This is a genomic window from Janthinobacterium sp. GMG2 (genome assembly GCF_033949445.1).
Lineage (GTDB): Bacteria > Pseudomonadota > Gammaproteobacteria > Burkholderiales > Burkholderiaceae_D > Janthinobacterium > Janthinobacterium aestuarii.
Window position 1 is genome coordinate 35,483 of sequence record NZ_JAXAWA010000004.1, and the last position, 13,770, is coordinate 49,252.

General features: G+C 62.4%; 13 protein-coding genes. 7 read left to right on the forward strand and 6 right to left on the reverse strand.

Features of this window, described 5'->3' with window-relative positions; translation table 11 throughout:
* The first annotated feature begins 63 nt into the window (after positions 1–63).
* Both SKZ59_RS16005 and SKZ59_RS16010 read left to right on the forward strand, forming a co-directional pair.
* A complete protein-coding gene (locus SKZ59_RS16005; RefSeq protein WP_034754695.1) occupies positions 64–471 on the forward strand; it encodes a cytidine deaminase in 408 nt (135 codons plus the stop codon).
* A 10-nt stretch (positions 472–481) separates the two neighbouring features.
* Positions 482–1,693, forward strand: coding sequence for a nucleoside deaminase (locus SKZ59_RS16010; RefSeq protein ID WP_413774564.1), 1,212 nt, complete (start codon positions 482–484; stop codon positions 1,691–1,693).
* Here the strand turns inward: SKZ59_RS16010 and SKZ59_RS16015 are convergent.
* From SKZ59_RS16015 to SKZ59_RS16030, 4 genes are all read right to left on the reverse strand, one after another.
* The gene (locus SKZ59_RS16015) at positions 1,690–2,853 is read right to left on the reverse strand and encodes a dipeptidase (RefSeq protein WP_319992316.1); all 1,164 of its coding nucleotides are present in this window, start codon (positions 2,851–2,853) and stop codon (positions 1,690–1,692) included. The genes SKZ59_RS16010 and SKZ59_RS16015 overlap by 4 nt on opposite strands.
* Before the next feature lie 11 nt (positions 2,854–2,864).
* Positions 2,865–3,287, reverse strand: a complete 423-nt coding sequence (locus tag SKZ59_RS16020) for a VOC family protein (protein ID WP_319992317.1) — start codon at positions 3,285–3,287, stop codon at positions 2,865–2,867.
* A 160-nt stretch (positions 3,288–3,447) separates the two neighbouring features.
* Positions 3,448–3,717: a hypothetical protein gene (locus SKZ59_RS16025; RefSeq protein WP_319992318.1), complete on the reverse strand. Its 270-nt coding sequence runs from the start codon at positions 3,715–3,717 to the stop codon at positions 3,448–3,450.
* A gap of 142 nt (positions 3,718–3,859) precedes the next feature.
* The gene (locus SKZ59_RS16030) at positions 3,860–4,342 is read right to left on the reverse strand and encodes a hypothetical protein (protein ID WP_034754565.1); all 483 of its coding nucleotides are present in this window, start codon (positions 4,340–4,342) and stop codon (positions 3,860–3,862) included.
* Positions 4,343–4,652: 310 nt separating this feature from the next.
* Here SKZ59_RS16030 and SKZ59_RS16035 point away from each other — a divergent pair, with 310 nt between their 5' ends.
* Entirely contained in the window at positions 4,653–5,588 is a 936-nt protein-coding gene (locus tag SKZ59_RS16035; RefSeq protein WP_319992319.1) for a choice-of-anchor A family protein, read from the forward strand.
* A 27-nt stretch (positions 5,589–5,615) separates the two neighbouring features.
* Here the strand turns inward: SKZ59_RS16035 and SKZ59_RS16040 are convergent, their stop codons facing one another.
* Together SKZ59_RS16040 and SKZ59_RS16045 are read right to left on the reverse strand one after the other, a co-directional pair.
* Entirely contained in the window at positions 5,616–6,299 is a 684-nt protein-coding gene (locus SKZ59_RS16040) for a TetR/AcrR family transcriptional regulator (RefSeq protein WP_319992320.1), read from the reverse strand.
* Between the two features lie 10 nt (positions 6,300–6,309).
* Entirely contained in the window at positions 6,310–7,767 is a 1,458-nt protein-coding gene (locus SKZ59_RS16045; protein ID WP_319992321.1) for a PLP-dependent aminotransferase family protein, read from the reverse strand.
* A 358-nt stretch (positions 7,768–8,125) separates the two neighbouring features.
* On the opposite strand from SKZ59_RS16045, the gene SKZ59_RS16050 reads away from it, so the two are divergent.
* From SKZ59_RS16050 to preA, 4 genes are all read left to right on the forward strand, one after another.
* Positions 8,126–9,442, forward strand: a complete 1,317-nt coding sequence (locus SKZ59_RS16050; protein ID WP_319992322.1) for an aspartate aminotransferase family protein — start codon at positions 8,126–8,128, stop codon at positions 9,440–9,442.
* A gap of 118 nt (positions 9,443–9,560) precedes the next feature.
* Positions 9,561–11,063, forward strand: a complete 1,503-nt coding sequence (locus SKZ59_RS16055; RefSeq protein ID WP_319992323.1) for a CoA-acylating methylmalonate-semialdehyde dehydrogenase — start codon at positions 9,561–9,563, stop codon at positions 11,061–11,063.
* A gap of 46 nt (positions 11,064–11,109) precedes the next feature.
* Positions 11,110–12,477, forward strand: a complete 1,368-nt coding sequence (locus SKZ59_RS16060; RefSeq protein ID WP_319992324.1) for an NAD(P)-dependent oxidoreductase — start codon at positions 11,110–11,112, stop codon at positions 12,475–12,477.
* On the forward strand, positions 12,477–13,757 hold the full coding sequence (preA, locus tag SKZ59_RS16065; RefSeq protein WP_230515737.1) for an NAD-dependent dihydropyrimidine dehydrogenase subunit PreA: 1,281 nt from the start codon (positions 12,477–12,479) through the stop codon (positions 13,755–13,757). Before SKZ59_RS16060 ends, preA begins: the two co-directional genes overlap by 1 nt.
* Positions 13,758–13,770 lie beyond the last annotated feature (13 nt).

The window sequence follows — 13,770 nt, forward strand, 5'->3', positions numbered from 1 at the left end:
ATGCGTTGGCGGTGTTGAGGGTCTGACCCCGGCCTGAATGATTTCAAAGGTATGACAGAAAAAATGAACAACCAAGAACTGATCGCCGAAGCCAATGCCGGCCGTGAACTGGCCTATGCGCCATACTCGCGCTTTAAAGTGGGCGCGGCGCTGCTGTGCAAGGATGGCCGCGTCTTCCGTGGCTGTAACGTGGAAAACGCCGCCTATGGCTTGTGCAACTGCGCCGAGCGCACGGCGTTTTTCAGCGCCATCGCGCATGGCTGTAAGCCAGGCGACTTTGCCAAGCTGGCCGTCACGGGCGATACGGCCGAACCGATCTCGCCGTGCGGCGCCTGCCGCCAGGTGATCTTCGAGATGGGCGGCGCCGACTTGCCGGTGATCCTGACGAACCTGAAAAACGATGTCATGGAAGTGACGGCCGGCTGGCTGCTGCCGCACGGCTTCGGCAATTCCGACCTGGACATGAAGTAACAGGATCCGCTTGAACAAGACGATAGACATCCAGGCCGCCGTGGCGATTGCCGCGGCCGAAGCCATGGCAGCGAAGACGCAGGGCACGTTCGGCGTGGGCGGCGTGCTGCTCGATGGCGCCGGCAACGTGCTGCAATCGATGCACAACAACGTCGTGCGCCAGGGGCTGGTATTTGACCCCACGGCGCATGGCGAGCGCCAACTGGTCGATTGGTATTTCGCCGAGCGCGCCAAGGGCGTGCCCTTGCCGCCGCCGGGGGAACTGACCATCGTCACCTCGCTCGACCCGTGCTGCATGTGTACGGGGGCGATTCTGGCGGCCGGTTTCAACGTGGTGGTAGCCGCGCCCGACGTCAAGGCGGGCATCAATTACGATGGCAGCGCCACGTTCACGGCCTTGCCGGCGCCATTGCGGGGGCAGGCGGGACGCAGCTTTTGCTATCCGGCCGTGCGCGGCGCCACCGAGTATGCGCGGCTGCCGTCCGGCGCCGCGCCCAAATCTTTTTTCATCGGCAAGAGCATCCACGAGGCGACGCAGGCACTGTGCTCGCTCGTGTTCGAGTCGACATCGGCGCAGGTGATGCAACTGCTGAACGCGGGCGACGACGTGCATCTGCGCGATCCGGCCACCTTGCCGTCCGAGCATGCCGTGGTGCGCGCCTTGCGCCGCCGCTATCCGGACGCCCTGACTTACCGCTGCGAGCCGCATGCGCCCGATGCGGGTCTGGCGCCATTTTTGCAGGCGGCCATGGAGCAGGACGTGCGCGATGGCGGACAGGGCGACGCTGCCGCCTTGCTCGACTCCTTCGGCAACCTGTTGCTATGCATGCCGGGCAAGTTGAACCAGTCGGCCATCCGCACGCCGTTCATGGAATGCACGCGCCAGTACGCGCAATTGCGCTTTGAATTGATGGTGAATGCGGACCCTGCGCTGCAGGAAGACATCAAAAGCTATCTGGGCCACCCCAAGCACGGCACCTTCGTGCTGGCCATCGGCCCGGACGACAGCGCCGCCAGTTTCATGACCCTGGGCGCCTACGGCTCCACCATGGAAGGGGCGCTGCCGGAGAATAATCCCGCGCAATTCCAGTACGTGCGCCCGGCCATGGGGGAGGACGCGCTGCTGGCGCTGTGCGAGTCGATGCCGCCCCTGTACCGCAAGCTGATACGCATCCGCCCGCGCCAGGTGGCGCACCAGGCGTTGATCAGCGCACTGGCCTAGGCGTCATCATCGGGCAGGTTTTTCAGCAAGAAATCGCGCACGTTTTCACCGGCGATGCGGCGGATCTGCGCTTCCGACAAGCCAGCGTCGAGCAGCGCCTGCGTCAAGCGCGGCAAGCCGGCCGCATCGATGGCCGTGGTGACGGCGCCGTCGAAGTCCGAGCCATAGGCCACGTGTTCGGCGCCGATCAGTTTGACCGTGTACTTGATGGCGCGCGCGATGGACGCCACGTCCTTGCCGCAGACGGCCGTATTCCAGAAGCCGATGCCCACCAGGCCACCCTGGGCGGCGATGCGTTTCAACTGTGCGTCGCTGAGGTTGCGGCCGTTGGCGCAAGTGCCGCGCACGCCCGTATGCGACACCATCACGGGGCGTTTCGCCATCGTCAACACGTCGTCGATGGTGGCCGGCGAGGCGTGCGCCAGGTCGACGATCATCTTGCGCTGCTCCATGGCGCGCAGCCATTGCTTGCCCAGCGGCGTCAGGCCGCCTTTCTTCAAACCATGCTGGGAGCCGGACAGTTCCGTATCGAAGAAATGCGTGGGCGCGGCCATGCGGTAGCCGGCCCGGTACAGGGTGTCCAGATTATCCAGCTTGCCTTCCAGCGCATGCGCGCCTTCCAAGGTCAGCCAACCGGCCAGCAAAGCGGGGGCTTTTTCGCGCGCGGCGATGAAGCTGCGCAACTGGGCGCGGCTGCCGATAACCCGGACCTTGCCATCGCTCTTGGCCGCTTGCTGGCGCAGCTCGTCGGCCTGGTAGGTGGCGCGCGCCAGCAGGCTGTTCCAGGTGGCGGGCGGCAAGCCTTGCGCCACCACGAGCGCCGTGATGTTGTCCGTGTCGCTGCCATTGCGTTCGATATTCATCTTGCGCGGCGTCTTGGTGACGACGGAAAACGCTTGCAGCGCCACGTTGGCGCGCTGCAGGCGGGGGAAGTCGGCATGCCCGCGCTGGCTGTCGCGGTTCAGATTGCGTTGCCACAGCAGGCTGTCGGCGTGCAGATCGGCGATCCACAGGCTCTGGTGCAGGGTTACAGTGGCTGCCGATGGCGCCTTGCCGGACGGGGGATGGACGCGGTTGAGATGTTCGTCGACGAGGACGGGAGCGGACAGGAAACCGCCGATCAGCGCAAGGCTGGCGGCGGTGAGGGTACTGATAATCATTGTTCTCCGTTTTACCATGGATCGTAGGTGCCCAGGCTCCAGATGTGGCCTTCCGGGTCGCGGCAGGTAAAGCCCCGTCCGCCGTAATCTTCATCCTTGATGTCGAGCATGATTTCGGCGCCCGCTTCGCGCGCACTGCGGTAGACTGCGTCGGCATTGCTGACGACCAGGTAGCAGCTTTGCGTGTTGGCGCCGCCGATGTCGCCGGGCAGTTTCATCAGGCGACCATAGTCGCTGTCGATGGCGGGCGCCACCATGACCATGCCATTGCCAAAGCTCAGTTGGGCATGGGCGACGCCACCGTTGCCGTCAGGCACGATCAATTGTTTTTCAAAACCGAGCGCCTTGCACAGCCATTCGATGGCGGCAGGCGCGTCGCGGTAGCGCAGGCAGGGAATGGTCGTCGCTGCTGTCGCTTTTGCTGTCGTGGTCATCAGAAAACTCCTATGGCTGTGGGGGAGTAGCTTCGATCATGGATCCTGCATGGCGTTCCATATCCCTGCCATCCATGGGGATGGGCTTGACGCCCGTCAGTGCTGCGCCCATCCATAGTGCCATAGAACCATCATTGCACTCTTGCCACGACACAAATTTTTATTGCGGCGACTGCTGCGAGCCAGGCACTTTTTCGTCTGCGCCGGCATCGTCGCCGTTGCTTGCCCATTTCAGCAGCATGACGAGGGCAAACAGCATGATGGCCAGCGGCAAGATGGTGATCAGGAACGCCAGGCCCAGGCAGCATACCAGCAGCATGGGCCAGGACATGGCGCGCAAGGCTGCCATGCCCTGGCGCGTGTAAGCGCACAGCTCGTTCCAGAAAGCGCTGAAGGAAGTGCTGCCCGGTGCCGAATTGATGTCTTTCATGCCGTTCTCCTGTCGTGTGGGTGCCGCTGCCGTATGCATGCTGGCAATGAATCCACTATAGGCAAAACCTTGCTGCCGAGCATCGCGTATGCGACGAATGGCAGGAATGGCGGAGCGAACGGCGACAAAACGGGACAAGCCGCTATTCGAACACCTTGAGTTTCAGCTGGAAACTGAGCGCGCCATACAGGCGGTCCTTGTAGGACGGCACGATGGCGATATTCACGCCCACGCGCTGGTATTCATAGCTGATGGTGGGGACGAGGGCCGGGAACCAGCCGCCATCGCGCATCTTCGGATAGCCGCTGAAGCCGCCAACGACGGCGCCGATGCGCAGCGGGCCCACCTTGATCGGCTGGTAGTACACGCCCAGGTAATTCGAGTAGGCGCGGTCGCTATTGTAGAAGCGGCCAGCCGTGACCGACGCGACCGTGGAAAAGCGGTATTCGGCGCCCAAGCCCGGATTGCTGTCGTTCAGGTTCTTGTCGCGCTGAAAGTGATACGAATAAAAACCCGCGTTGAGCCAGGTTTCGCTGAGCGGCTGGTTGTCGATCATGTTAAACACATCGGCGTGCGCGCCGCAGGCATATGCCAGCATCAGTGCGCCTAGGGACAATCGTTTCATGCGTGCTTCATCCTTATGATTTCGTACTCTGTGGGCCGGCCTGGTCTGGCGCTGCCGCGATCGTATCACCAAGTTGGCTGCGCTTCTAAGCAATATTGAAAGTGCAGAACAGGCGCTTGTTTGCCCGTCTGTTCAAAGCGTCATCGGGACGGCTAACGCGTTCTCCGGGCAGCGATAGGAGAATGATTCTCATTGTGCAACTGTGTTTGCATTATTGTTACAAAAGTTGTTGGTTTGCGACATATCAAAATCAATGGATATGATATTCTGGCGTCAAGTTAATTTTCTTTTTGGAAATAAAATGTCAATCATGCCTAAATCATCATTCGTACTCGTTCTGTCGACCGTGTTTGCCGCCAGCGCCGCGCAAGCCGGTGTTGTCGATTTGGGCATCGGTGGCGCCAATTTATATTCCCTGAGCAACTTCAGCGCATCCGGCAGCGATGTCGAAGGCGGCGTGCTGGTGGCCGGCAATCTGACGGCATCGAACTATTCTGTCAATGACAAGAACAAGGACGCCTACGTCACGCACGGTAATACCGGCTATGCGCTGGTCGTTGGCGGCAACCTGAACTACAGCTCCGGTTCGATCAAGAACGGCAATTACTTTGTGGGCGGCAGCACGACGACGAGCAGCGTGGGCCTGAACACGGCGACCAAGACGACGGCGTCGCCCGTATCGTTTGCCTCGACCTCGGCCCAGCTGAAAAATACTTCGGCCTCACTGGCGAACGTGGCATCCACGGGAAGCAGCTCCGTGGCCTACGGCGGCATGACCCTGAAGGGCGGCACGGGCGGCGTGCAAGTGTTCGACCTGACTTCCGCAGCCCTGGGCGGGGTGAACAACTTCAAGTTCAGCAACCTGCACACGAACGACACCCTGATCCTCAATATCAGCGGCACGAATGTTAACCTGTCCGGCGGCTATGGCGATTTCAGCAAATACAATGTGCTGTACAACTTCTATGAAGCGCAGACGATCACCCTGAACGGCGTGGGCCTGTACGGCAGCGTCCTGGCGCCGCTGGCGACCTTGGCCGGTGGTAATGGCCAGATCAACGGCAGCGTGATCGTGGGTAACTGGGCCTCGAACATCCAAGTCAACGCCAACCATTATTTCAACGCCACCAACGTGGCCGGTTATGTCTCGGCCGTGCCGGAACCGGAAACCTATGCGATGCTGCTGGCAGGCCTGGGCCTGGTTGGCTTCATGGCGCGCCGCCGCAAGAGCAAGACGGCAGCGTAACGTTCGTGCTGTTCTAGAAACCGCCTTTCAAGGCGGTTTTTTTTCGCCTGCCGGCGGCATGGACACGGCCGCCAGCACCATGTGCGCGATCAGGATTTCCGCATCCTCGTAATCCTTGCGCGTGAGCTGCCTGCGTTCCAGCACCAGGGCCATCTGCGCCGAAAAATCCGCATACGATTGCGTCATGGCCCAGATGGCGAACATCAGGTGCGTGGCGTTGACGGGCGCGATCCTGCCGGCCGCGATCCACGCTTCGAAGACGGCGATATCCTTGCGCAGCAGGGGCACGACCCGGTCGCGTATCTGCGCGCCGTACAGCGGGGCGCCATTGATCACTTCCAGCGCATACACGCGCGAAGCCCATGGCTGTTCACGCGAAAAACGCAGCTTGGCGCCGATATACGCGCGCAGCACGTCGCGCGGTTCATCGTGTGCATTGGCCAGCATGTCCATGCGCGCCAGCCAGTCGTCGAGCACGTCGTCGAGCACGCGCTGGTACAGCAACTGCTTGGACGGGAAGTAATACATGAGGTTCTGCTTCGACAGGCCGGCCCGCTCGGCGATGGTGGCGATCGAAGCGCCTTCATAGCCGCTTTCCGCGAACACGCGCACGGCTTGCTCGAGGATGTCCGCTTCCAGGCGGTCGCGGTTTTGCAGGCGCCGGCCGCCGGCATTTTTCACGAGAAGGGCAGGGGATTTGTCGCTGGCCATGGCGGTTTCTTTAGCGTGGGCGTATCGATTGCAGGAATGCCTGCAGCACGGGGGTATCGGTGTAGGCCACGTTGAAGCGGAACCACACCGTCTCTGGCGCGCGCAGCATGAAAAATTCGTTCGGCGACAGCAGGATGCCCGCCTTCAAGGCCATGTCGGCGATGATCTTGCCATTCCATTCCGGCGTCTGCACGTCGGGCCAGCCGGCGCTGACGAACATGCCGCCGCGCGGACGCGCCACGGGCGCCATGCCCGCCTGTGCCAGGCAGTCGATGCTGCGCTCGCGGGCCGCATCGAGCTGCGCCACCAGCCGTTCCACCATGCGCTTGTAGGGCCGCGCGGTGATGGCGTGGTAGACGGCACGCTCGTTGATTTCCGACGTAGTCAACCCCGCCAGCATCTTCACGCGCACCAGTTCCGCCACCAGCGACGGCGAGGCGCAAATCGACCCCACGCGCAGCACGGGCGACAGGGTCTTGGAAAAACTGCCCACGCGGATCACGCGGCGCAAGCCGTCCATGGCCGCCAGCGACGCTTCGCCGCGCGCCGCCAGTTCGCGGTAGATATCGTCTTCCACCAGCCAGAAATCGAATTGCTCGGCCAGTGCCAGCAGACGGTGCGTCTGCGCCTGGCTGAGCGAAGTGCCGAGCGGATTTTGCAGCACCGTGTTGACGAACATGAGTTTCGGCTGCGTGCGCGCCGCCTCGCTGGCCAGCGCATCGAGGTCGAGGCCCGCCTCGCCGCGTGCAATGCCCACGGGGATGCAGCCGTGGTGGCGGATCAGCGACTGTATATTGCTGTAGCCGGGGTCTTCCACCAGCACCGTGTCGCCCGGCTTGGTCAGGCTGCGCAGGATCAGATCGAAGGCATGCGTGGCGCCATGCGTCAGCAAGACCTGGTCGGGCTCCACCTGGAACAGTTCTTCCGACAGGCTGCTTGCGAGGTGCTGGCGCAGCGAAGGAAAACCGAGCGGGTGGCCATAGCCGCGCAGCCGGCTGGCCGGAATGCGCATGGCCTGGCGCACGGCATCGAGCACGGTCGCCTCGCCATACATTTCGGGCGGCAGCCAGCCCGCGCCCACGGGCAGGGCGTCGGACACGCCCGAATACAGATCGGGCGTGAGGGCGTCGATGGCGGTGGGACTCGCATGTACGGTGTTCTGTGGCGTAGCGGCGATATCGTGGCGCGCGACGAAATAGCCGGAGCCGCGCCGCGACGACAGCAAGCCGAGGTTGACCAGGCGGTCATACGATTCGACGACGGTAAACGTCGACACGCCATTGCAGCGGGCGAACTGGCGCACGGACGGCATGCGCGTGCCGATGCGCAGGGCGCGGCTGCCCACCATGACGCTGATGGCGATGACGATCTGCTCGACGAGGCCGCCCTTTTTCTGGCGGTCGATGTCGAGCACGGGCCAGCCAGTGGCTTGCTCGGAGGCATCGTCTGTGCTGTCGCTGTGCTTCACGGTGGCTCCTTTCTGCTCAAGTAACACCCAATAAATTCTTGTGATTTCTGACTTCCATAACCGGCGCTCTGCAGCGTTGCCTGCTGCTAGCAGTGCTTACACTGCGTCGCAACAGGCGCCTTGCATAGCATCCGGTTCTGTTTGTCATAAATTCACAATAATTTCCCGGAGATTACTTAACACAAAAACTGTAGTGGTTTTTCGACCTGTACGGTTGGGATACTTTGCCGTTTGTGTATCTGTGCCATTGGGGATGGCCTGTCTATTATTACATCAGCTTTTTGCCAACTGGTAAATTATTTTACGCATCGTCAAAAACGATCCTGGCCCCGCGCCAGCCCATCCCAAGGAGAAGGTCATGAACGAAACAAGGCCGGAATCGATGTCGGCATTCTGGATGCCGTTTACGAATAACCGTGATTTCAAGGCCAACCCGCGCTTGCTGGTGTCGGCCGAAGGCATGTACTACAAGGACGTCGATGGCAACGCCATCCTCGATGGGACGGCCGGACTGTGGTGCGTGCCGTGCGGCCATGCGCAGCCGAAAATCGTCGGCGCCATCCGCGAGATGGTGGGCCAGCTGGACTTCGCGCCCACCTTCCAGATGGGCCATCCGGCCGCCTTCGAGCTGGCGGAAAAACTGATGGATTACACGGGGCATAAATTTGACCACGTCTTCTACACCAACTCCGGCTCCGAGGCCGTCGACACGGCCTTGAAGATCGCGCTGGCCTACCACCGGGCGCGCGGCGAGGGCGCGCGCACGCGCCTGATCGGCCGTGAACGCGGTTACCACGGCGTGGGCTTCGGCGGCATTTCCGTGGGCGGCATCGGCGGCAACCGCAAGACCTTCGGCCCCTTGCTGCCGGGCGTGGACCACCTGCCGCACACGCACAACCTGGACAAGAACGCTTACACGGTGGGCGAGCCCGAATACGGCACCCACCTTGCCGATGAACTGGAACGCATCGTCGCCCTGCACGACGCGTCGACGATCGCCGCCGTCATCGTCGAACCGGTGGCTGGTTCCACGGGCGTGCTGATCCCGCCGAAAGGCTATCTGAAACGCTTGCGCGAACTGTGCACCAAGCACGGCATCCTGCTCATCTTTGATGAAGTGATCACGGGTTTCGGCCGCATGACGACGCCGTTCGCGGCCGATTATTTCGACGTCGAGCCGGACCTGATGACGACGGCCAAGGGCCTGACCAACGGCATGGTGCCGATGGGCGCCGTGTTCAGCAAAAAATACATCCACGACGCCTTCATGGACGCGCCAGCCGGCATCGAACTATTCCACGGCTACACGTATTCGGGCCACCCGCTGGCCTGCGCCGCCTCGCTGGCGACCCTGCAAGTGTTCGAGGAACAGGACATCCTCGGTCACGCTAAAGCGATGCAGGCGTATTGGAGCGACGCCGTGCATTCCCTGAAAGGCCTGCCGCACGTGATCGACTTGCGCAGCATCGGCCTGATCGCCGGCATCGAACTTGATCCCATCGCCGGCAAACCCGGCACGCGCGCCTTCAACGCCTTCAAGCAGGCCTTCGCCGACGGCGTGCTGATACGCACGACGGGCGACATCATCGCCCTGTCGCCGCCGCTGGTGCTGGAAAAACAGCATGTCGACGAGTTGTTTGGCAAGCTGGCCAAGGTACTCAAAAATCTCGATTGAACGGCAAACTCAAACAAAACCCGGGGTCAGACCCCCTCATCCATTAGCGTCGACTTTTGCGTTAGCGGCATTGAGGGTCTGACCCCAGCCTCTGCCCTTGGGGTTAAAAAGGAACACCATGACTGATCTCGACACGATTACCCACTACATCAACGGCGCCAAAGTCGACACCCAAAGTTGCCGCTATGGCGACGTCTACAACCCCGCCCTGGGCGAACCCGTGGCCAGGGTAGCGCTGGGCACCGTGGAAGACGTCGACGCGGCAGTGCAGGCGGCCGCCGCCGCCTTTCCCTCGTGGTCGGCCACGCCGCCATTGACGCGTGCGCGTGTGCTGTTCCGCTATCTGCAGCTGTGCCAGCAGCATACGGACGAATTTGCCGCCATGCTCACGCGCGAGCATGGCAAGACCTTTGCCGATGCGCAGGGTGAGGTGGCGCGCGGCATCGAGATGGTGGAGTTTGCCGTCGGTATTCCGCAGCTGCTGAAAGGCGAATTCACGGACCAGATTTCGCGCGGCATCGACGCCTGGTCCATGCGCCAGGCACTCGGCGTGGTGGCCGGCATCACGCCATTCAACTTCCCCGTGATGGTGCCGATGTGGATGTTCCCCGTCGCTATCGCCTGCGGCAATACCTTCGTCTTGAAACCGTCGGAGCGAGATCCGTCGGCGTCCCTGCTGCACGCGAAACTGCTGAAAGAGGCGGGCTTGCCCGATGGCGTCTTCAACGTGGTACAGGGAGATAAAGTGACGGTCGACGCCCTGCTTGATCATCCTGTCGTGCAGGCGATCAGCTTTGTCGGCTCCACGCCAATCGCCGAATACATCTATGCGCGCGGCAGTGCCAGCGGCAAGCGCGTACAAGCCTTGGGCGGCGCGAAGAATCACATGGTGGTGATGCCCGACGCGGACATGGACATGACGGTCGATGCGCTGATCGGCGCGGCCTACGGTTCGGCGGGCGAGCGCTGCATGGCCATATCCGTGGTGGTGGCCGTGGGCGACGCGGGCGACAAATTGATCGATGCACTGGCAACGCGCACGGCCGCACTGAAAGTGCGCGACGGCATGGAAGATGGTGCGGAAATGGGACCGGTCGTGTCCTTGGCAGCCAAGCAGCGCATCGAAAAACTCATCGCCTCGGGTGTGGAGCAGGGTGCGACTCTGGTCGTTGATGGCCGCAACCACGTGGTGCCGGGCCGCGAGAACGGCTTCTTTGTCGGCGGTACTTTGTTCGACCACGTTACGCGCGACATGAGCATCTACAAGGAAGAAATTTTCGGCCCCGTGCTGTGCGTGCTGCGCTGTCCTGACGTGGTGCACGCTGTGGAACTGATCAACGCCAACGAGTATGGCAACGGCGTGGCCATCTACACGCGCGATGGCGGCGTGGCGCGTGAATTCGTGCGCCAGATCCAGGTCGGCATGGTGGGCGTCAACATTCCCTTGCCCGTGCCGATGGCCTTCAACAGTTTCGGCGGCTGGAAGCGCAGCATGTTCGGCGACCACCACGCGTATGGCCCCGAAGGCGTGCGCTTTTACACACGCCACAAGGCCGTGATGCAGCGCTGGCCGAACACGGCAAGCGCTGGTGTGGAATTTGCTTTTCCCCAGATGAAGTAAGGGTTTCAAATCACAAGCCGGCCGCACATAACAAGAGGAATACGCGATGATCGAGTCTTTGAACTATTTGCCGCATCCCGCCCTGCCCAACGAGGAATTGGCGGGCCACTTCACGGACCTGGCGCCGCCGCTCACGGCACGCCAGGCGGCCATCGAAAGCGCCCGCTGCCTGTATTGCTACGACGCGCCGTGCAGCCGCATCTGTCCGTCGGAAATCGACGTGGCCAGCTTCATCCGCAATATCCACGACAAGAACATCAACGGCGCCGCCGCCGGCATCCTGAAACAGAACATCCTGGGTGGCAGCTGCGCCAGGGTCTGCCCGACGGAAATCCTCTGCGAAGACGTCTGCGTGCGCAACCACGACGCGGAAGGCCAGCCCGTCAAGATCGGCCTCTTGCAGCGCTACGCCGTCGACCACATGCATTTTGCACAGCACCCTTTCAAGCGGGCGGCCGCCACGGGCAAGACCGTTGCCATTGTCGGCGCGGGCCCTGCCGGCCTGTCGTGTGCGCACCGCCTGGCCATGCTGGGCCACGACGTGGTGATCTTTGAAAAGGAAGACAAGGCAGGTGGCCTCAATGAATACGGCCTCGCCAAGTACAAGCTGACGGACGATTTCGCGCAAAAGGAAATCGACTTCCTGCTGGACATCGGCGGCATCGAGATCCGATGTCGCCAGGCGCTGGGCGAGAACGTGCAGCTGCGCGACTTGCACGCGCAGTACGACGCCGTCTTCCTGGGACTGGGCCTGGGCGCCAGCCGCAAGCTGGGCTTGACGGGAGAGGATGCGCCGGGCTTGCTGGCCGCCGTCGATTACATCGCCGCGCTGCGCCAGGCGGACGACCTGGCCGCGCTGCCCGTGCCGAAGCGCGCGATTGTGATCGGCGCCGGCAATACGGCCATCGACATGGCCGTGCAGATCCAGCGCTTGGGCGCCGAGGAAGTCACGCTCGTCTACCGGCGCGGTTTCGACGCCATGACGGCCACCCACCATGAACAGGAAATCGCCAAGGCGAACCAGGTGCGCATGCTGACGTGGGCCCAGCCGCAGCAAGTGCTGCTCGACGCTGGCGGCAAGGTGGCCGGCATGCGTTTCGAAAAAACCGCCATGCAGGGCACGCGTCTGGCGGGAACGGGGGAAACGTTCGACGTGGCGGCCGACGCCATCTTCAAGGCCATCGGCCAGAGCCTCGACACGGAAGTGCTGCATGACCCGATGGCGTCGCTGCTGAAACGTGAAGGCGACAAGATCGCCGTCGATGGGGGCTTTCGCACGGTGCTGCCGGGGATCTATGCGGGCGGCGATTGCGTGGCGCCGGGGCAGGACTTGACGGTGCAAGCCGTCCAGCATGGCAAGCTGGCCGCACTGGCCATCCATTCCGATTTGTTCAATAAAGTGGAGGCTGCATAATGGCTGATCTCAGCATCGAATTTTGCGGCATCAAGGCGCCGAATCCCTTCTGGCTGGCGTCCGCACCGCCGACCGACAAGGCCTACAACGTGGTGCGCGCGTTCGAAGCAGGGTGGGGCGGCGTCGTGTGGAAAACCCTGGGCGAAGACCCGGCCGCCGTCAACGTCTCGTCGCGTTATTCCGCCCTGTACGGCAAGAACCGCGAAGTGGTCGGCTTCAACAATATCGAGCTGATCACCGACCGCTCGCTGGAGATCAACCTGCGCGAAATCACGCAGGTGAAGAAGGACTGGCCCGACCGCGCCATGATCGTCTCGCTGATGCTGCCTTGCGAAGAGCACTACTGGGCCGATATCTTGCCCAAGGTCGAGGCGACGGGGGCGGACGGCATCGAACTCAATTTCGGCTGCCCGCACGGCATGCCGGAGCGGGGCATGGGCGCGGCCGTGGGCCAGGTGCCCGAGTACGTGCAGATGGTCACGGCCTGGTGCAAAAAGCACAGCAAATTACCCGTTATCGTCAAGCTCACGCCCAACATCACGGACGTGCGCATGCCGGCGCGCGCGGCCAAGGCGGGCGGCGCGGACGCCGTCTCGCTGATCAACACCATCAACTCGATTACCTCGCTGGACCTGGACCGCATGGTGGCCCTGCCCATCGTGGGCGGCGCCAGCACGCACGGCGGTTATTGCGGCTCTGCCGTCAAACCGATCGCCCTGAACATGGTGGCGGAAATCGCCCGCGATCCGCAGACGCGCGGCTTGCCCATTTCCGGCATCGGCGGCATCGGCAACTGGCGCGACGCGGCCGAATTCATCGCCCTGGGCGCCGGCTGCGTGCAGGTGTGCACGGCCGCCATGCTGCATGGTTTCCGCATCGTCGAAGAGATGAAGGATGGCCTGTCGCGCTGGATGGATGAAAAGGGTTATGAACGCATCAGCGACTTTTCCGGCAAGGCCGTGGCCAACACGACGGACTGGAAATACCTGGACATGAATTACCAGGTCATCGCGCAGATCAACCAGGACGACTGCATCAAATGCGGCAAGTGCTACGTGGCTTGCGAAGACACGTCGCACCAGTCGATTGCGCAGCTGATCGACGCCGCCGGCACGCGCACCTATGAGGTGATCAAGGATGAATGCGTGGGCTGCAACTTGTGCGAAATCACCTGTCCGGTGCAGGGCTGCATCACGATGGTGCCGCAGACAACAGGCAAGCCGTACATGAACTGGACGCAGGATCCGCGCAACCCTCGGGCATTGGCGGAGTCGGCATAGGGCACGGTTATTG

Excerpts from the sequence above, each read along its gene's own strand:
- SKZ59_RS16005 (WP_034754695.1), top strand. The coding sequence starts at position 64 with ATGAACAACCAAGAACTGATCGCCGAAGCCAATGCCGGCCGTGAACTG.
- SKZ59_RS16030 (WP_034754565.1), bottom strand. The coding sequence starts at position 4,342 with ATGAAACGATTGTCCCTAGGCGCACTGATGCTGGCATATGCCTGCGGC.
- preA (WP_230515737.1), top strand. The coding sequence starts at position 12,477 with ATGGCTGATCTCAGCATCGAATTTTGCGGCATCAAGGCGCCGAATCCC.
- SKZ59_RS16040 (WP_319992320.1), bottom strand. The coding sequence starts at position 6,299 with ATGGCCAGCGACAAATCCCCTGCCCTTCTCGTGAAAAATGCCGGCGGC.
- SKZ59_RS16060 (WP_319992324.1), top strand. The coding sequence starts at position 11,110 with ATGATCGAGTCTTTGAACTATTTGCCGCATCCCGCCCTGCCCAACGAG.
- SKZ59_RS16020 (WP_319992317.1), bottom strand. The coding sequence starts at position 3,287 with ATGACCACGACAGCAAAAGCGACAGCAGCGACGACCATTCCCTGCCTG.
- SKZ59_RS16025 (WP_319992318.1), bottom strand. The coding sequence starts at position 3,717 with ATGAAAGACATCAATTCGGCACCGGGCAGCACTTCCTTCAGCGCTTTC.
- SKZ59_RS16050 (WP_319992322.1), top strand. The coding sequence starts at position 8,126 with ATGAACGAAACAAGGCCGGAATCGATGTCGGCATTCTGGATGCCGTTT.
- SKZ59_RS16015 (WP_319992316.1), bottom strand. The coding sequence starts at position 2,853 with ATGATTATCAGTACCCTCACCGCCGCCAGCCTTGCGCTGATCGGCGGT.
- SKZ59_RS16035 (WP_319992319.1), top strand. The coding sequence starts at position 4,653 with ATGCCTAAATCATCATTCGTACTCGTTCTGTCGACCGTGTTTGCCGCC.
- SKZ59_RS16055 (WP_319992323.1), top strand. The coding sequence starts at position 9,561 with ATGACTGATCTCGACACGATTACCCACTACATCAACGGCGCCAAAGTC.